Source organism: Yinghuangia seranimata, from assembly GCF_029953285.1.
GTDB classification, from domain to species: domain Bacteria; phylum Actinomycetota; class Actinomycetes; order Streptomycetales; family Streptomycetaceae; genus Yinghuangia; species Yinghuangia seranimata.
The window spans coordinates 130,977-149,031 of record NZ_JASAOI010000046.1 but is presented as its reverse complement, the minus strand read 5'-3'; the positions used below and the strand labels follow the sequence as shown (position 1 = coordinate 149,031).

The following is an 18,055-nucleotide window of genomic DNA, read 5'->3' as shown; positions in this document are numbered from 1 at the left end:
GCCTCACTCGTTCCGTTCGCGGTCGTGGTGGTGGTCGTGGTGATGCCTGCGGTGATGGTGGTGCCGGACCGCCCTGCGGCGGGCCTTCGCGTCCCTCTTGATCTCCTTGAGTTCACGCCGCGCGTCGTCCAGCACCTCGCGCACCCGCTCGACCACGACAGGGTCGCCGTGCGCGCGGACGATGACGCCGACCGCGGTCTTGAACAGCCGCAACGCCGGCGCGACGATCTCGGCGGCGTCGGGATCGCGCAGCAACCCCCACTCACCGCGCGCCGTGGCCCGCGCCCAGATCCGGTCGATGTCGCGCTGGTGCGCGTCGACGACCTCCCGCCCGTCGGCGGTGAGGTGGAAAACCTTCCGCCCTCCGTCGCGCTGCACCTCGACGAGGCCTTCGTCCTCCACCAGTTGCAGCGTCGGATACACCGCACCCGCGCTCGCCTTGTAGGCGCCCGCGAAGCGTTCCTCGAGACGGTTCATCAGTTCGTAGCCGTGGCCGGGCTGTTCGGCGATCAACGCAAGGAGCGCAAGACGCAACTCCCCGGGCCCGAAGAAGCGCCCCGTCGGTCCGCCACCGGCAAGTCGTCGCGGATTCACACTCGAAAGATATGTCGTACGACAGTCGGTGTCTATGTCGTACGACCTATGTCTTACGACATATCTTTCGCTAGCGGGTTTCGGTTCCCGACGAACGAGGTCGCGGTGGGGAGTTCAGAGCCAGCCGCGGCGGTCGGCTTTGGCGCCGGCTTCGAAGCGGCTTCGGGCGTCTAGGCGTTCCATGAGGTCGGCCATCATGCGGCGGACCGTGCGGAGGGAGAGGCCGAGGCGCTTGCAGGCGGCGGCGTCGGTGAGGCCGTCGGCGAGGAGGCGGAGGAGTTCGGACTCCTGGCGGGTGAGGCCCTGGTCGTCGCGTTCGTGGACGGTGCCGCAGGGGGTGGCGGCGGCCCAGATGTGTTCGAAGAGGGCGACGAGGGCGGTGATCACGCCGGGTCCGGAGACCTGGACGGCGCCACGGCGGGTGTTGTCGGGGTCGACCGGGACGAGGGCGACGGAGCGGTCGACGACGAGCATGCGGAGCGGGAGGGAGGGGACGGTGCGGACCTGGCCGCCGAGCGTGGTGAGCCATTCGGCGTAGTGCGCGGTGACGGGGTCGTTGCGCATGCTGTCGAGGTAGACCGTGCGCATCGCGACGCCGCGGGTGATGACGGCCTGGTCGAGGGGTTTGCTGGCGGCGAGGCTGGCCGCGGACTGGGCGCCGCCAGGGTTGAAGGTGAGGCACTCGGTGGCGGCGGTGGCGGCGAGTTCGGCGATGCGGCTCTTGATGGCCCCGAGGCCGATGAGTCGTTCGGCGTCAGGGTGTCCGCCGCCGTAGTGGAGGTCGGAGTACTCCGCCAGAACGGTGCTGATGGCGGCCTGACAGCGTTCCAGTTCCCACTGGTTGCGCAGGAGTTCCTCCTGGCGGCGGCGCAGGAGGCCGTGCAGGCTGACGTTCGGGTCGATGGCCTCCAGGCCGCCGTGCGGACCGTCGTCGCTGATCCGCAGGAGGCGTAAGTCCGCGAGCCGGTCGAGGGCTTGGCGGACGGCGTCCTCGTCGAGGCCGGAGAGTCTCGCGAGTTCGGCGACCCCCCGGCGGTGGTCCTCCAGCATCAGCCGGTAGACCGCCTCCGCCGTCGTGTCGAGCCCCAGTCCTTCCAGCACGCTGCCCCCGACTCCCCGAAGCGCGGCAGGTCGCCGCGAGGCCGCCCCCGCGACGACCTCGAATCGTCATGCTTGCAGCTGCACTTCGGGCCGACAAGCACAAGATTCCGGCCGACGCATTGACCGGGCTTGGCAGGGTCGTGCCACGTTGCATTTGCTGCCAGCGCGAAACGGTTCCGGGTGGGTCCGCCGCCTAGCAGACTGCGTAATCGCCGGGTTACGCAACGTCCGGTAGGCGCACCCTCGGCACCGGACTTCGCTCCGGTGGCGCCCGATCAGGCATTTCCCCCAGCGGAAGGAGACAGCCATGTCCTTCGCCGCGATAGTCGCCGAGGCCACCGCCGCGCTTTTACCGCAGGACCTCGCGCAGAGCACCGGCAGCGGAGACACGCAGACCGGCGAGAACATGAACTGGGACTGACGCGCCGACGGGGGACGAGGAGGGAACGGTCGTGCAGATGACGTCCGTGACGCTGGTGGCGGCCGACGTTCCGCCTGACGGCGCGCCGCGGCCCATCGTGCCCGACGCGGCCCTGTTGAGCAGCCTGATCCGGGCGGTGGCCGGGCCGGACGACGGCCTGGAGCACGTCGCGGTGGCGGTCGCGCCGGGGCAGGTCGAGCTGGTGGTCTTCACCACGGGCGGCAGTCCGTGCGCGGCCGGGGCGGCGGTGTCGGCGCTGTGCGGGCGGGCGCTCGCGGCGGCGGCGCAGCTGAACGGCTGGGCGGTCGCCCGGGTCGACTGAGGATGATTGTCGCGGAATTCCGGGAGACCAACCGGGAATTCCACCGATGGGCTGGGCATAGGGCGGCTGAAATCCGTCCCTCTGCGCTGGTTCTCAGCTACTGCGGCGTGTTCCCCCGGCGGGCCGTGGTCGCGGATAACTGATTTACCGTCAGTAACATTGAGAGAAGAGGTCGGAACAACGACTTCGTCGCGCCCCACCCCCCGGCACCGACGACTTCGACGCGCCTCGCATTCGATCACCATTCGATCACCACGAGGATCCGCCATGCCTTCTGCGGAATCGTTGACCCTGGAATTCCTCGGAATCACGGTACGCGCCACCACCACCGCCCCCGCCGACCTGCGTTTCGCGTTCGGCCCGCACATCGTCGCCGACGCCGCCCGCCCGGCGCACGCCTCCGCCAGCACGCTGCACGTCGACTTCGTGGACGGCGATCCACCGCACGTGGTCGTTCGCGCGCCCGACGGCACACCGCTGCTCAATCGCCCGTACCGGGGCTGGCCCGGGTGGGAGGGAGTACCCCCGCCCGTACCACCGTTCGCCGTGCTCGGCAGCCGGTACGTGCTGGTGCAGGCCGCGGTGCTCACGCGGAACGGCACGACCGTCGCGCTCATCGGCAGCCCCCAGTCGCCGCGCGCCCGCGTCGGACTCGCGCTCGCTCAGCGTGGTTGGTCGTTTGTCTCACCCCAACTGCTGGTACTGGAAAGGGACTCGGGTGTCGTCATGCCCTATCTCGCACCGCTGGAGTTACGTGGCGAAGCCCTCGCCGAACTACGCGGGACCATCGGCACCCGCACGCCCCATCGCAGCATCGTCTCCCCGGTCAGCGGCGAAGTCGTTCTGGTGCGGCCGGAGGCGGTGGCACCGACGGCACGGGTCAGAGCGGCCGTCAAGAACCCGGTCCTGATCCGCCTGTGCCGGGGTGACGACGAGCAGGCCCGGCTCGACTACTGGAACTTCGTGCCTGCGGCCTGGCCCGCCGACCACGCCGCGGAAGCCCTGGTGCACGCCGAGACGCTTCGGCTCGAACTCCCGCCTGTGGGTGGGGCGGAGGAGGCCGCGGGGCTCGTCGACTCGCTCGCGGGTGGGCGGTGCACCGACCCGACGCTTTTCCCCGACGAATGCGAGGAACCATGCCCCGACGCACCGCGTACGCCGCAGGCCACCCCTGTTGGATCGACCGCGTCGGTCCGGACCTGACGTCCGCCTCGGCGTTCTACGGGGCGGTGTTCGGGTGGTCGTTCGCGGACGAGGACGGTCCGGGGGGCGGGCGGGGTGCGTACCGCATTGCTTCGGTGCGGGGCGAGATCGTTGCGGGGCTCGGGCAGGCCCCACCTGCGTTGCCTGCCGCGTGGCATGTGTACCTCGCGGTGAAGGACCCTGATGCGACGGCTTCCCGCGTCGCTTCGCTCGGCGGACGTGTTGTCATGGGTCCGATGACCGTGGGCGACAACGGGCGGCTGCTCCTGGCGGTGGATCCGGCGGGAGCGGCGGTCGGGTTCTGGTCGGGGGCGCGGGCTGAGGGTGTGGTGCTGGGCGACGAACCGGGTGCGGTGAGTGGGTTCGCCTTGCGGGTGGGGTCTGCGGATGACGTGGAGTCCTTTTACGGGGGGTTGTTCGGGTACCGGGAGATCAGTGACCCGGTGTTGATGCTTGACGGGTTGATGCTTGACGGGTTGACGCTGGCTACCGTCCAACGGACGGGGCGGCTCGGCGGGGCCCGGTGGATTCCATACATCGGCGTGGAGGATCTGACCGCTACGGCGTCCCGGGCGCTGGAGGCGGGGGGTGGGTTGGTGGAGGTGCCGCAGATGTTGGGGGATCTGGCGTCGATGGTGGTTCGGGATCCGGAGGGGGCGTTGTTGGGGATCGTTGAGCTGTCTTTGTGACGGGGTCCTGGCTGCACCGTTCCTGACCTGGTTTGTGGTTTTGGCCTGACGCCCCTCCCGCTTTGGGATTTTCGCTTGGACGGCCCGCGCGTCAAGGCGCAGTGGGGTCTTCTTCGGACTGTTGGCCTGTCCCGGGGTTCGGGAGGCGCCTTGACCCGCGGGCCGTCCGCGCTGACTACCTTGGCGACTGGCGGGAGGAGCGCGGGGTGTGGACGCGCTTTGTTGGCTTTGCTCCGCCGGGTTGCGGTTTGCGTGTGGGGCGGGCGGTTTTTGTTGCTGGGGTTTGTTGCGCTGCCGGGTTCCTCTCCCAGCGTGGGCGCGCCTGCCTGACTCGGCCGGGGCCCCGGCCTCGACCCCCCATCACTTTGCTGTCACGTATGCGAATCACCAGAACTCCCTCATTCGGGGGTGTTCGCGTCACACTTGCGTCACCGCATCGGGCCTTGCTTCTAGAGCTCCTCCAGCGCCGCCGCCAGATCCGGGCGGCCCCTGATGCCCAGCTTCCGGTACACCCGGCCCAGGTGCGTGTCCACCGTCCGCTTGCTCAGGCACAGCCGTTCCGCGACCTCCAGGTTGCTCAGGTTCTGCAGGACCAGTTCGGTCACGCGCCGCTCCCCTGCGGTCAGACGGGCCGAGGCCGGGCGTTGGGGGGACGGCGCCTCGGCGGCCGGGGGCGGCTCGTCCGTCGCGTCCGCGGCCTGGGTCGGTGCGTCCGCCAGGATCGCCCGGGCCGCCTCGTGTTCGCCCAGCGCCTTGTAGGCCGTCGCCACGCGCGCCCGCCACGGGACGCAGCCCTCGGCCTCGATGCCCCGCACCGCCAGCTGGTGGCCGCATTCCAGGAACAGCGCGGCGGCGGCCGCCGGGTCGCCTGCTGCCAGGACGGCCAGGCCTCGCGACTCCAGGTGCATCGCCCGGACCAGTGGGTGGGCGTCCGTCGGTACGGGATTGCCCGCCAGCACGGCGCCGGCGGCGTCCGCGGCGGGTGAGGCCGCGCCTTCGGGGCCGTGCCAGAACCCGCGCGGGTAGGGCCGGGTCAGCAGGATCCTGGCCGCGACGGCTGCCGCGCCGGCTGCGATTCCCGGGGCGCCGTGGTCACGGGCGAGTTCGAGCGCTTCCTGGGCGTCGTCGAGGGACTCGTCCCAACGCGCCGTTACGTCGGGGTCCGTCCCTGTCGCCCGCGCGCGTGCGTCCGCGCGGACCACGAGCGCGAGTGCCAGCCCCGTGTCGTGTCTGCGCCGTCGTAGTCCGTCCACGAGCGGGTCGCACCAGCGCAGTGCCTCTGCCGGATCGCCGCTCCACGCGAACGCCGCTGCCGCGCACAGGAGTCCGAGGTCCGGCACGCCCGTGGGGCCGCCTGCCACGCATCGTCCGGCCAGGCGCATTGCGCGGTACGGATGCCGTCCTGCGGCCGCGTGGCCCGCCGCCAGCACGCCCAGGTACGCCCTGGCCCCCGTGCTCTCCGCTCCGCTCCCGGCGACCGCACGCGCGACGCGCCGGTCGACCACGCGGTGTCCGGCGAGCAGGGCCTGTGCTCCCGTCAGCAGGACGAGTTCGCGCGGCGCGTCGGGGACGCCGCCCAGTCCCGCGGCTGCCACCACGAACGGCCGCGCGCCTTCCGCCGATTCCACGGACGTCACCGGCACCGCACCGGGGCCGGTCAGGGCCGTCACGGCCTGGGTGAGTTCCCTCGCGTCGTCCGTCCGGGCTACGACGGCGCCGAGTGCCCGCACCGCGGAGCGGAGGTCTCGGTGCAGTTCGACCGCACCGAGTCGTCGGGTCAGCTCTACGGTGTCGGCCCCGGCGCCGGGTGGGAGTTCGGCCAGGGCCCGGCGCAGGTACCGGCCTGCGGCGTTCCAGTCCGCGGTCGACGCCGCGTCGTGGGCTGCTGCGCGCAGGACGGGTACCGCCCACGCGCGTTCGCTCCCGCCGAGCGAGCCCAGGGACATCACATGGTCGGCGGTTTGGCGGGCCGGGGCGCCCAGTCGTGACAGCAACTCTGCGGCGTGTTCATGGAGTTCCAGCCGTATCGCCGGATTGAGTCGGGCCAGGAGTTCGGTCCGCAGCGCGGCGTGGCGCAGTCTGTCGGGTGGTTCTTCCTCCAGCAGGCCCGCTGCGCGCAGGATCCCCCGTGCCTCGGTGGCCGCGAAGCCGCCCCGTCCCGTGAGGACCGCGCACATGTCGAGGTCACCGCCTGGTCCCAACACTGCAAAGGCGTCAAGGAGTTCGCCGGTCTCCGGGCTGCGGTCGCGGACCCACGTGACGGCGGTGTCGACCAGCGTGGCCGATCCGACGCGCAGGACGGTGTCCAGGTCGGGGGTGGCGGCCGTCCCCGCGTCGCCTGCGAGTCGCTCGGCGAGTTCGCTGAGGATCAGCGGATTCCCGCTGGACAGCCAGTGGCACGCGGCGGCCGTCTCCGAGTCCAGCGGCCGCCCGAACACGGCGGCGACCCGCTCGGCCGCGCATGTCTCGCACAGCGGGCGGGGGCGCAGCGTCCGGACGTACGGCAGGCCGGCCAGGTCCGCCGGGTCGGCGTCGTCCGGGGCGTCACCGACGGTTGCGAGGACCGCGACGGGCGCGGCGTCCAGGCGCCGGGTGATGTACGTGAACCAGCGTAACGACGGCCCGTCCGCCTGCCCGAGGTCGTCCACGGCGATGACGACGGGCGCGGTCGCGGCGAGTGCGCGGGTGGTGTGGAAGAGCTGGTCGAGCATGGCGTGTGCGGGCTCGCCCGCTGCCGGGTTCAGCACGGCCGACCGTTCGAGGAGGCCTGCGGACGCGAACTCGTTGTGCTCGGCTCCGGCCGCGAAGCCGGGCGTCCGTTCCGGGAAGCCGGCCGGCGGCCGGTCGAACAGCTGCCGCACCATGCCGTACGCGAAGTCCCGCTCGGCGCTGTGGCAGCGCGCCCGGAGCACGACCGCGCGGGCGGGCAGCCTGCGCAGGGCCTCCCGCAGCAGCGCCGACTTCCCGATCCCGCGCGGGCCCTTGACCACGGCCACGGCGGGCGATCCGTTCTCCACGGTGCGGAACAGCGCGTCGATCGCCGCCAGTTCCCGGTCGCGGTGCAGCAGTGCATCGCTCACGTCCACGCAGCCCTTCGGATCGGTCCGGCCGGGGTCCGCCCGGCGCGACGGACCCGGAGGCGTGGCGCGGGCCGCCTCGGCGCGGCCCAGCAGCCAGTATTACTCCCCGGAGTGGATTGGTGCCATACGGCAGTTCGGGCCTGTGATTCCTTCGCACATCCCCTTTGGGGGATACGTATCCACGTACGCATCGCCGGTCCGGTACGTATTGCCGGCGCCATACGTAGGCCGGTTTCCGACCGGAACTTTCAGTATTTACAGGGCCCTTCGCCCACGGGTTCACTGACGGCGGATCGCGATTCGGCATGACCACCGGCGGATTCCGGGCAGTCGGCACCAACCACCGGTGGTTCCGGGCACACGTCGCCGCCATCGCCCCACCGCCCGTTCGACCGCCACGACCATCCGGGGGGCCGCCCGTGGAGCGTCCGCGTCTGAAGGCGCACTACCTGTGTGAAGTGGTCGACGACGACAAGGTGTTCCTCACCGGTGAAGGCCGCGACTTCCTCGTCGCGGGCGAGGCCGCGGTCGCGCTGCTGCCGTATCTGGACGGCACCCACCAGGTGGGCGAGATCGCCGCCGCGCTGTCCGGCCGGGTTCCGCTTACCGCCCTGCTGACCACGCTGCGCCGCTACGAGACGGCCGGCCACCTCGCCGAGGGTCGGCCTCGGCTGCCGGAGTCCGCGCTGGCGTTCTGGGACGCGCAAGGCGTCGACCCCGCGGCGGTGGCGTCCGTCCTGGGCGGCGACCGCGGGGTCGCCGTCGTCGCGTGCGGCACCGCCGACCCGCGCCCGGTGCTGGCCGCGCTCGCCGAGCACGGCATGAGCGCGCACGCCGCCACGCCCGCCGACGTCCCGATCAGCGACAGCCACCTGACCGTCGTGGTCACCGACGACTACCTCGCGCCCGAGCTCGACGCCGTCAACGCCGCCCATCTGGCCGCCGGCCGCCCGTGGTTGCCCGTCAAGCCTGCCGGTGTCACGCCCTGGGTCGGCCCGCTGCTCACGCCCGGCCGTACCGGCTGCTGGCGCTGCCTGGCCCAGCGTGTGGCCGGGAACCGCCAGGTCGAGCGCTACCTGGCCGGGAAGCGCGGGGAGTCCGTGCCACTGCACGCCTCGCACGCCTCCATCCCCGCCGGCCCCGCCCTGGTCGCCGCGCTGGCCGCCGCCGAGGCGCTGCGCAGCGCCGCCACCGGCGCCTCCCCCGCACTTGACGGCCGCATGGTCACCGTCGACCTGGCGACCCTGGGCAGCGAGAGCCACATCCTGGTGCGCCAGCCCCAGTGCCCCGCGTGCGGCGACCCCGCACTGTTCGGCGGCCGGGGCCCCAAGGTCGTGCTGGCCACCGGCACGGCCACGCACACCACCGACGGCGGCTACCGGGTCCGTCCGCCCGAGGCGACGTTCGCCGCGCTGGAGCGGCACATCTCGCCGCACCTCGGCGCGATCACGCGTCTTGCCGAGCACGACGACAGCGCCAACGGCATCACGTACAGCTTCACCGCGGGCCACAACTTCGCGATGGTCAACGACAACATGGACCTGCTGCGCCGCAACATGCGCGGGCAGAGCGGCGGCAAGGGCCGCTCCGAGATCCAGGCCAAGGTCAGCGCGGTGTGCGAGGCCATCGAGCGGTACACGGCGGTGTGGCGCGGCGACGAGCCGGTGGTGCGCGCCGCGTACCGCGACCTCGACCCCGCGGCGGCGGTGCACATGGACCGCCTGCTGCTGTTCTCCCCCGGGCAGGTCGCCGGCCGCACGGAGTGGAACCGCGACCCCGCGCACCGGCTGCAACTGGTGCCCGACCCGTTCCCCGAGGACGCCGTGCTCGACTGGTCGGCGGCCTGGTCGCTCACCCACGACGAGGAGCGGCTACTCCCGGCGGGCTACGTCTGGTACGGCCATCCGGACCTGGCACGGCACTTCTTCTGTGTTGGCGACTCCAACGGCAGCGCGAGCGGCAACACCCTCGAAGAGGCGGTCCTACAAGGCTTCTGCGAGGTCGTCGAGCGGGACGCGGTCGCGATGTGGTGGTACAACCGGCTACGACGGCCCGCATTCGACCTCGACTCGCTGGGCGACCCGTACGTCGCGACGATGCGCGACTTCTACGCGTCGATGGACCGCTCGCTGTGGATGCTCGACATCACCTCCGACCTGGGCCTCCCGGCCTTCGCGGCAGTCTCGCGGCGGCACCACGCCGTCGAGGACGTCATGGTCGGGTTCGGCGCGCACCCGGACGCGCGGATCGCCGCGGTGCGGGCGCTGACCGAGGTCAACCAGTTCCTGCCGTTCGTCGACCGGCGGGACGCCGACGGCAACACGCTCTACCGCTCCGACGACCTGGAGACGCTCACCTGGTGCCGCGAGGTCCGGGTCGCGGACGAACCGTGGCTGCTCCCCGACCCCGGGCAACCCGCGACTGTTCTGGGCGACTTCGCGGTCCCTGACGGGCACGACCTGTCGGCGTGCGTACGGTCCGGCGTGGAAAGTGCGCGGGCGTGCGGGGTCGAGGTGATCGTGCTCGACCAGACCCGACCCGACCTCGACCTGCACGTCGTCAAGGTGGTCATGCCGGGCATGCGGCACTTCTGGCGGCGGCTCGGACCCGGACGGCTGTACGACGCGCCGGTGCGCACCGGCGCGCTCGAACGGCCGCGTACCGAGGCGGAGATGAACCGGTGGAACGTCTTCTTCTGAGCCGGGCGGGCGCCGTAGCCACCGCGACTCTGCTGCGGCCGGGAGCCCCGGCCGACCCCGGTCCCGGGGTGCTGCCCACGCCGGGGTTGCGCGCGGCGTACGAGGCGCTCGCGGCCGGGCCGGTCACCGACGCCGGGCTGGCCGCGCTCGTCGCGGAGCACGACGGCGAGGCCGGGTTGCTGCGGCTGCACATGCTGCTGCGCAGGCTGTCAGGCGCGGGTCTCACGCAGGTGCTGGTCACCGTCGACGAGGTCCCGGTCGCACGCCTTGGCGCGGTCGGCCGCGGGCCGGTCGCGCTCGCGCCCGCGCCCGGGTTGGACGTCGAGGTGCGGATGTCCGCGCATGCGTCCGGTCGAATCTCCGCGTCGACGCCGGGCTTTGCGTTGGGAGGCACTGTTTGGCGGGCGCCGGGCAGTTCTCTTGAGGTCCTGCTCGGGCGGGAACTTGCTGCATTGCCAGCGCAGTTGGCTTTGCCGCGCACGGTCGACGGCCTGGCCGCGCTGCTTCCCGGGGTTCCCGAGGAGGCGGTCCGAATTGCTGTGCGTATGTGCTCGGCGGCCGGCCTGTTCGAGGCCGAACGGCTTTCGCAAGCCCTCTGGAACGCCGACGACCTCGTCTTTCATGCGCGCACCCGCAACCCGGGCACTGTGCGGGGCTACGGCGGCACCTATCCCGGCCGGGACGTGTGCCCTCCCGAGCCTGCCGTGCGTGCTCCGTTCACCGCGTTCGCCGGGGAGACCGTCAAGCTCGCGGTGCCCGACACTTCCATGCACGGCCCCGGTTTGTTCGCCGTCCTCGAAGAACGCCGCTCGCTTCGCGAACAGGATGCGGACGCTCCCATCGACGTCGACCGTCTCGGCGAACTGCTCTACCGGGCCGACCGGTTGCGCGGCACGTTCACCGGCTCCGACGGCCAGGAGCTCGCCGACCGCCCGGTCCCCAGCGGCGGTTCGCTGCACGAGCTGGAGGTCTACCCGCTGGTCACCGACTGCGCGGGCGTCCGGCCCGGCCTGTGGCACTACGCGGCCGATCGCCACGAGCTTGAGCTCGTCGCCGAACCGGGCCCGGGTACCCAGGCGTTGGTCGACAACGCCCGCAGCGGCGCTCTGATGACGGCCGACCCTCAGGTCGTGCTGCTGGTGACCGCGCGCTTCGGCCGGGTGTTCTGGAAGTACGAAACGGTCGGCTACCCGCTGATCCTCAAGCACGTGGGCGTGCTCTACCAGACGTTCTACCTGCTCGGCGAGGCGCTCGGCCTCGCGGTGTGCGCCCTGGGCGGCGGCGACGCGGGCGCGTTCGCCGCGGCCTCCGGTGTCGACCCGTACGTCGAGGGCACCGTCGGCGAACTGGTCCTGGGCAGTCGGCCGCCGGGCGCGCCACGGGTGTTCGGGCCGCCGGGCGAGGACGGGAGGCCTCGGTGAAGTTCCGCTACCAAGCCCTCCAGCGGATGCGGGAGCCGGACGAGCTCGACGCCCCCGTTCTGCTCGCGGCGCCGCGCGGCTGGATCGCGCTGTTCGTGGTCATGATCGTGATGACGGCCGGGGTCGTCTGGACGTTCGCCGGCCGCCTCGACATCAGCGTCGGCGCCCCCGGGCTGCTGACGAGACCGGCCGGAACCGCGCGGGTGCAGAGCCCGTTCGCGGGGATGGTGCGCACTCTCGCCGTCCGTCCGACGGACAAGGTGACGGCCGACCAGCCGATCGCCACGATCCAGGGCCAGGACGGCCAGACCCGCGTCGTCACGAGCCCGTTCGCCGGCCAGGTGATCGGCGTGGCGGCGGACGCAGGGCAGGTCGTCGGCCCCGGCGCGACGCTGGTGACCGTCGAGCGCTCGGACGCGCCGAACGACCGCATGGTCGCGATGATCTTCGTGCCCGGCGACCGGGCCGCGCGGCTGCGCCCCGGCAACGCGGTGGACCTGTCCGTGTCGACGGCGCCGCCCGCCGCGTTCGGGCTGCTGCGCGGCAAGGTCACCTCCGTCAGCCCCTATCCGCTGACGCCCGAGGCGCTTGCCGGGCTGGTCGGCGGGGAGGCCGCCGCGCAGGCCTTCTCACACGGCGCCGCGCCGCGCCTGGTGGTGGTCGACCTGGTGGCGAACGCGGCGACGGCCAGCGGCTACGAGTGGTCGACCACCGCAGGTCCGCCGATGCGGCTGAACACACAGGTCACGGTGTCGGCGTCGATCGACGTCGGCAGTCAGACGCCGTTCAGCCTGATCCTCGGCCGCTGACCACCGTGCGCAGCAGGAGAGGAGGAACGCCGTGACGCAGACCGCCGAGACGCCGTCGGCCGGGGCCGCGCCGCCGGATCCGCCCGGCGCGGGCCTGGGCCGGGCCGACGGGACACGACGCCGCACCGGCCTGGCCGCTGTGCGGCAGCCGTGGCGGCACGCGGTGCCGACCGTCCTGCAGATGGAGGCCGTCGAGTGCGGCGCGGCGTGCCTGGCGATGATCCTGGGCTACTACCGCCGGTTCGTGCCGCTCGAGGAGCTGCGCGGCCTGTGCGGGGTGTCGCGGGACGGCGCCAAGGCGTCCACCATCCTGGCGGCCGCGCGCAAGTACGGTCTGACCGCCCGCGGTTATCAGACCGAGGCGGTGAACCTGCGCGGCCTGCCCGGGCCGGTCGTCATCTTCTGGGCGTTCCAGCACTTCCTCGTCGTCGAGGGCGTCCGCACCCGCTACGGGCGCACCGTCGTGGCGGTCAACGACCCCGCGGCAGGGCCGCGTTTGATGGAGTGGTCCGAGTTCGACTCGGGCTTCACCGGCATCGTGCTCGCCTTCGAGCCGGGGCCCGACTTCACGCCGGGCGGCAGCAAGACCCGGGTGTCGACGGCGCTCATGGACCGGCGGCTGCCGTCGGGGCGGGCGCTGCCGCTCGTGCTGTGCGCGAGCCTGCTGCTGGTCGTTCCCGGCATCGCGGCGCCGGCGTTCACCCGGGTGTACATCGACCGTGTGCTGACCGGGCATTCGCCCAGCTACCTCGTCCCGCTGCTGGGCGCGATGGCGATGGCGGCGGCCGCGACGCTCATCCTCACGTCCGTGCAGAGGCACTACTTACTGCGCCTCGAAATCCGCATGGGGCTGGTCAGTTCGGCCCGCTTCTTCCGCCATCTGCTGCGCCTGCCCGTCGACTTCTTCCTCCAGCGACGGCCGGCCGAGGTCGCCAAACGGGTGTCCGGCAACGACACCGTCGCCGAAATCCTGTCCCGCGACCTGGCGTTGACGGTCGTCAACCTCGTGCTGGTGCTGTTCTACGCCGTGTTGCTGGTGCGCTACGACCTGCTGCTCGGCGTGCTCGGCGTCGGCATGGCGCTGCTGAACATCGTGGTGCTGCGCTGGGTTTCGCGGGCCCGTGAGGACGCGGTGGCGGCGCTGCGCACCGACCGCGGCAACCTCACCGCGACGACGTTCACGACGCTGAGCCAGATCGAGACGGTCAAGGCGACGGGCGCGGAGCCGGACGCGTTCAGCCGCTGGGCCGGGTTCCTGGCCAAGGTGGTCACCGCCAAGCAGAAGCTCGGCATCCCGACGGCGGTGCTGGTCGTGGTGCCGCCGCTGCTGGCCGCCGTCAACAGCGGCCTGGTGCTGCTGATCGGCGGGCAGCGGGTGGTCGACGGGGCCCTCAGCATCGGCATCCTGGTGTCCTTCCAGACGCTGCTGACCGCGCTCAGCCGCCCCGTCACCCAGCTGACCAACCTCGGCAGCCGGCTCCAGGACATCACCGCCGACATCAAGCGGCTGCACGACGTGGAGCGGTACCCGACCGCGGCGTGCTTCGACGTCCCCGACACCGGCGGCGGCGCGCGCCTCGACGGCTACCTCGAGTTCGACCAGGTCAGCTTCGGCTACAGCCCGCTCGCGGAGCCGGTCGTCAAGGAGCTGTCTCTGCGGGTGGTGCCGGGCCGCCGCGTTGCGCTGGTCGGCAGTTCGGGCAGCGGCAAGTCGACCGTCGGGCGGCTGCTCACCGGGCTGTACGCGCCGTGGTCGGGCTCGATCCTGCTGGACGGCATGCCGCGCGAGGGCGTCCCGCGCACCGTGCTGGCGGCCTCCGTCGCGTACGTCGACCAGGAGGTGTCGCTGTTCGAGGGCACCGTGCGCGACAACCTGACGCTGTGGAACGACGACGTTCCGGACGACGTCGTCGTCGACGCGCTGCACGACGCCGCGATCCTGGAGACCGTCTCGACCCGTCCCGGCGGCATCCACAGCCAGGTGTGGGAGAGCGGCGCGAACTTCAGCGGCGGACAGCGGCAACGCCTCGAACTGGCACGGGCGTTGGCGGCACAGCCGACGCTGCTGATCCTGGACGAGGCGACCAGCGCGCTGGACCCGGAGACCGAGCGGGTGATCATGGACAACCTGCGGAGACGCGGCTGCGCGTGCCTGACCATCGCACACCGGCTGTCCACCGTGCGGGACGCCGACGAGATCATCGTCATGGACCGCGGCAGCATCGCCGAACGCGGCACGCACGAGGAGCTCATGCGGCTCGGCGGGCACTACGCGGCCCTGTTGGAGTCCGGCCGGCAGAACGGCGACGACGACGCCGAGGCCGCTCGCGTCGCGGGCGGTGGCCGGTGACCGCGCCCCTGGACACCGCGGCCGACGGTGCCGCGCACGGCGGTTCGGCGTTCTGTGCCTTCTTCACCGACGGCGCGCCGCCGCTGGACCTGGACGCCACCGAGCGGTTCGTCGTCCTCAACGACCTCCAGCGCGTGCTGCTCGTCGACGACGGTGCGCTCGACCTGTTCGCCGTCCAGCTCGACGAGGGCGCCCCGATCGGCCGCTGGACGTTCCTGAACCGGGTCGGCCCCGGCGCCGTGCTGGTCGGCTCGCCGCCCGGCCCCCGGCACTGCATCGTCGGGCGGCCGGTGCTGGGCACGGTGCTGCGGTACGTCCCCAACGCCCGCCTCGAGGCGCTGACCGGCCGCGCCGGGCCGTCCTACCCCGCTGACCTGAGCGACGACGATCGGCGGCTCGCCGTCGAGCAGTTCCTCGACGGCTTGGAGTCCGGCATCGTCGCGCTGTCCGAGGCGTTGCGGGACGCGCTGCCGCCGCGTGACTTCGTCCCGCTGGCGGCCGACGGCGAGTCCGGCGGCGTCACCGAGCTGGACGACGGCGAGGCCACCCGCTCGGTCGACGGCACACTGTGGGTGCACGTCGAGCAGGGCACCGTGGAGATGCCGGACGGTATCGCCGGGCAGCTCACCGCGGGCGCCGACGTGTGTGTCACGCGCCGCGACTGGCTGGTCGCCGTCGGCGGTCCCGCCCGGGTGCGGGCGCGCGGCATGCCGGAGCTGCTGGACGAGGGCGTGCTGTGGAGCCGCATCGTCACGCACGCCGCGCGGCTGCTGTTCATGGTCGACCGGCGTGTGCAGCGTTCGCGCACGCTGGAGGAGAAGGTCCTCACCGAGCGGCGCGACCGCGACTCGGGAGCACTGGCGCGGGCGGCGCGCGGCTTCGACGCCGTGCTGCACGACACCGACGCGCGGATCAGGTTGGCCGACGTCGCCAACGACTCGCCGACGCTCGCCGCCGCCCGGCTGGTGGCCTCGCACCTCGGGTTCACGGTCAAGGCGCCGGTGACGAGCGCTCAGGGCCGCGGTTTGGACGAACTCCAGGCCATCGCCCTCGCGTCCGGCGTCCGCACCCGCGTCGTCCGGCTCGACGGGCCGTGGTGGCAACGGGACGTCGGCCCGCTGGTCGGGCGCCGCAAGGCCGGGAACCGCCCGGTCGCACTACTGCCGGTCGGCGGCCGGTACGTGGTGGCCGAGCAGGGCGCGGTCCGTCCGGTCACCCCGAAGCTCGCCGCCGAACTGCACAACCAGGCCACCATGCTCTACCAGCCGCTGCCCGACGACGTGCGCAGCGTGGGCGCGTTGCTGCGCTTCGGGTTCCGCGGGCACCGCGGCGACCTGTGGACGTTCGCGTTGACCGGCACGCTGGTCGCAGTCATCGGCCTGCTCGTGCCGATCATGACCGGGGCGGTGCTGGGCACGTTCGTCTCCCAGGCCCGCCGCGACCTGATCGTGCAGGGCTCCGTGGTGGTCATCGCCTCGGCGTTCGTGGTGGCGGCACTGGCGGTGGTGCAGAACATCGCGGTCCTGCGCATCGAGAGCCGTTCCACCTCGGCGATGCAGGTCGGCGTGTGGACCCGGCTGCTGTCCCTTCCCGCCGCGTTCTTCACGCGCTACTCGACCGGCGAACTGGGCACGACGGTGCTGGGTGTCAGCGCGGCGCAGGAGATGCTCTCCGGGATGATGACCACGGCCACGCTCGGGCTGCTGACCGGGCTGGCCAACCTGGGGCTGCTGTTCTGGTACGACGTGCAACTGGCCTTGCTGGCGACGGTGTTGGTGCTCGTCGGCGCCGGGTTCGCGGCGCTGGCCGGACGCGCCGAGGTGCGCTGGCAGCGGCGGCTCTACGAGCACGAACAGGCCATGTCGTCCCGGGTCTTCCAGGTCCTCAACGCGGTGCCGAAGCTGCGCGTGACGGCAGCCGAGGACCGGGTGTTCGGGGTGTGGGCCGCCGAGTTCACCAAGGGCCGCGCGATGGCGGCCGCTTCGCGGCGTGTGCAGAACACCGTCACCACGTTCAACTCGGCCTTCCCGCTCGTGTGTTCCGGCGTGCTGTTCGCGCTGGTGGCCGGGCCGATGGGCGACAAGATCTCGGTGGCCGCGTTCCTGGCGTTCTTCACCGCGTTCAACCTGCTCCTCGCGGCAAGCCTCCAGTTCAGCGCCGCGGCCATCACCGCGATGGGCGTCGTCCCGATGCTGGAGAAGATCCAGCCGATCCTGCGCGCCGAGACCGAGTTCGCCGGCTTCCGCGCCGACCCCGGCGACCTGTCCGGGCGGCTCGGGCTCAGCCACGTGTCCTTCCGGTACGGCACGGAAGGTCCGCTGACGCTGGAGGACGTGTCGTTCACCATCGAGCCCGGCGAGTTCGTGGCCTTCGTCGGGCCGTCGGGGAGCGGCAAGTCGACGGTGCTGCGGCTGCTGCTCGGCTTCGAGACGCCGATCGCGGGGACGGTGCTGTACGACGGGCAGGACCTGGCCGAGCTCGACGTGTCCGCCGTACGCCGACAGTGCGGCGTCGTCCTGCAGAACGGTTCGCTGCTCGCCGGCGACATCAAGGCCAACATCGTCGGCAGCACCGGGCGCACCCTCGACGACGCGTGGGCCGCGGCCGAGATGGCCGGCATCGCCGACGACATCCGCGCCATGCCGATGGGCATGCACACCGTGCTGTCCGAAGGCACCAACACCCTTTCCGGCGGGCAGCGGCAGCGCATCATGATCTCCCGCGCGCTCGTCGCCCGCCCGCGCATCGTGTTCTTCGACGAGGCCACCAGCGCGCTCGACAACCCGACCCAGAAGCTCGTCGCGGAGAGCACCCGCAGGCTCAACGCGACCCGCGTGGTGATCGCGCACCGGCTCTCCACGGTCGCCGACGCCGACAAGATCGTCGTGCTCGACCGGGGCCGCGTCGTCCAGCAGGGCGGCTACGAGGAGTTGCTGCGGGACACCGACGGGGTGTTCGCCCGGCTGGCGGCCCGCCAGATGTCCTGACCCACCATCCAGACCCGGCCCGACCGCGGAGGACCGCATGGACTACGCATTCGTCATCTACGGTGAAGAGAAGATCTGGGACGAGATGACCGACGAGGAGCGCGACGACCTCTTCGCCCAGCACGTCAGGTTCGGCCGCGAGATCGCCGAGGCCCGGCTGACGATCCGTTACGGGGCGCGCCTGGCCCGGCCCGACATCGCCGCGAAGGAACCCCGCGCCGAGGACGGCGTCCAGGAACCCGGCGGACTGTGGATCATCGACCTGCCCGGCGACGAGGAGGCGATGTACTGGGCGGAGCGCATCCCGCTCGTGCACGGCAACGTGGTCGACGTACGGCGCTGCGACCGCCCGGGCGACCGGCCCGACGCGGAGGCCTGA

General features: G+C 72.1%; 12 protein-coding genes. 9 read left to right on the top strand and 3 right to left on the bottom strand.

Annotated elements, in window-relative coordinates:
- Positions 1–3 precede the first annotated feature (3 nt).
- Together QI554_RS28495 and QI554_RS28490 are read right to left on the bottom strand one after the other, a co-directional pair.
- Complete coding sequence (locus QI554_RS28495) at positions 4–513, bottom strand: PadR family transcriptional regulator (RefSeq protein WP_281473711.1); 510 nt, start codon at positions 511–513, stop codon at positions 4–6.
- A gap of 195 nt (positions 514–708) precedes the next feature.
- Positions 709–1,695, bottom strand: coding sequence for a helix-turn-helix transcriptional regulator (locus QI554_RS28490; RefSeq protein ID WP_281473709.1), 987 nt, complete (start codon positions 1,693–1,695; stop codon positions 709–711).
- A gap of 452 nt (positions 1,696–2,147) precedes the next feature.
- Here QI554_RS28490 and QI554_RS28485 point away from each other — a divergent pair, with 452 nt between their 5' ends.
- From QI554_RS28485 to QI554_RS28475, 3 genes are all read left to right on the top strand, one after another.
- Positions 2,148–2,438 carry a hypothetical protein gene (locus tag QI554_RS28485; RefSeq protein ID WP_281473707.1) on the top strand — a complete coding sequence of 97 codons (291 nt, stop codon included), beginning with the start codon at positions 2,148–2,150 and terminating at the stop codon, positions 2,436–2,438.
- 267 nt (positions 2,439–2,705) lie between these two features.
- A complete protein-coding gene (locus tag QI554_RS28480; protein WP_281473706.1) occupies positions 2,706–3,641 on the top strand; it encodes a hypothetical protein in 936 nt (311 codons plus the stop codon).
- Positions 3,575–4,330, top strand: coding sequence for a VOC family protein (locus QI554_RS28475; RefSeq protein ID WP_281473705.1), 756 nt, complete (start codon positions 3,575–3,577; stop codon positions 4,328–4,330). Before QI554_RS28480 ends, QI554_RS28475 begins: the two co-directional genes overlap by 67 nt.
- 449 nt (positions 4,331–4,779) lie before the next feature.
- Here QI554_RS28475 and QI554_RS28470 read toward each other — a convergent pair whose 3' ends face one another.
- Positions 4,780–7,410 (bottom strand): AAA family ATPase, encoded by a 2,631-nt coding sequence (locus QI554_RS28470; RefSeq protein ID WP_281473703.1) that lies wholly within the window; start codon positions 7,408–7,410, stop codon positions 4,780–4,782.
- Positions 7,411–7,829: 419 nt separating this feature from the next.
- Here QI554_RS28470 and QI554_RS28465 point away from each other — a divergent pair, with 419 nt between their 5' ends.
- Genes QI554_RS28465 through QI554_RS28440 form a run of 6 tightly spaced genes read left to right on the top strand, consistent with a single transcriptional unit; the run spans position 7,830 to position 18,055 of the window.
- Positions 7,830–10,109 (top strand): TOMM precursor leader peptide-binding protein, encoded by a 2,280-nt coding sequence (locus tag QI554_RS28465; RefSeq protein WP_281473702.1) that lies wholly within the window; start codon positions 7,830–7,832, stop codon positions 10,107–10,109.
- On the top strand, positions 10,091–11,530 hold the full coding sequence (locus QI554_RS28460; protein ID WP_281473700.1) for a SagB family peptide dehydrogenase: 1,440 nt from the start codon (positions 10,091–10,093) through the stop codon (positions 11,528–11,530). Before QI554_RS28465 ends, QI554_RS28460 begins: the two co-directional genes overlap by 19 nt.
- Complete coding sequence (locus tag QI554_RS28455) at positions 11,527–12,339, top strand: biotin/lipoyl-containing protein (RefSeq protein WP_281473699.1); 813 nt, start codon at positions 11,527–11,529, stop codon at positions 12,337–12,339. Before QI554_RS28460 ends, QI554_RS28455 begins: the two co-directional genes overlap by 4 nt.
- Before the next feature lie 31 nt (positions 12,340–12,370).
- Positions 12,371–14,689: an NHLP family bacteriocin export ABC transporter peptidase/permease/ATPase subunit gene (locus tag QI554_RS28450; RefSeq protein ID WP_281473698.1), complete on the top strand. Its 2,319-nt coding sequence runs from the start codon at positions 12,371–12,373 to the stop codon at positions 14,687–14,689.
- Complete coding sequence (locus QI554_RS28445; RefSeq protein ID WP_281473696.1) at positions 14,686–17,676, top strand: NHLP bacteriocin export ABC transporter permease/ATPase subunit; 2,991 nt, start codon at positions 14,686–14,688, stop codon at positions 17,674–17,676. Before QI554_RS28450 ends, QI554_RS28445 begins: the two co-directional genes overlap by 4 nt.
- A 37-nt stretch (positions 17,677–17,713) precedes the next feature.
- Positions 17,714–18,055 carry a YciI family protein gene (locus QI554_RS28440; protein WP_281473694.1) on the top strand — a complete coding sequence of 114 codons (342 nt, stop codon included), beginning with the start codon at positions 17,714–17,716 and terminating at the stop codon, positions 18,053–18,055.

Coding starts and splice junctions, on each gene's coding strand:
- QI554_RS28440 (WP_281473694.1), top strand. CDS start 17,714: ATGGACTACGCATTCGTCATCTACGGTGAAGAGAAGATCTGGGACGAG.
- QI554_RS28480 (WP_281473706.1), top strand. CDS start 2,706: ATGCCTTCTGCGGAATCGTTGACCCTGGAATTCCTCGGAATCACGGTA.
- QI554_RS28475 (WP_281473705.1), top strand. CDS start 3,575: ATGCCCCGACGCACCGCGTACGCCGCAGGCCACCCCTGTTGGATCGAC.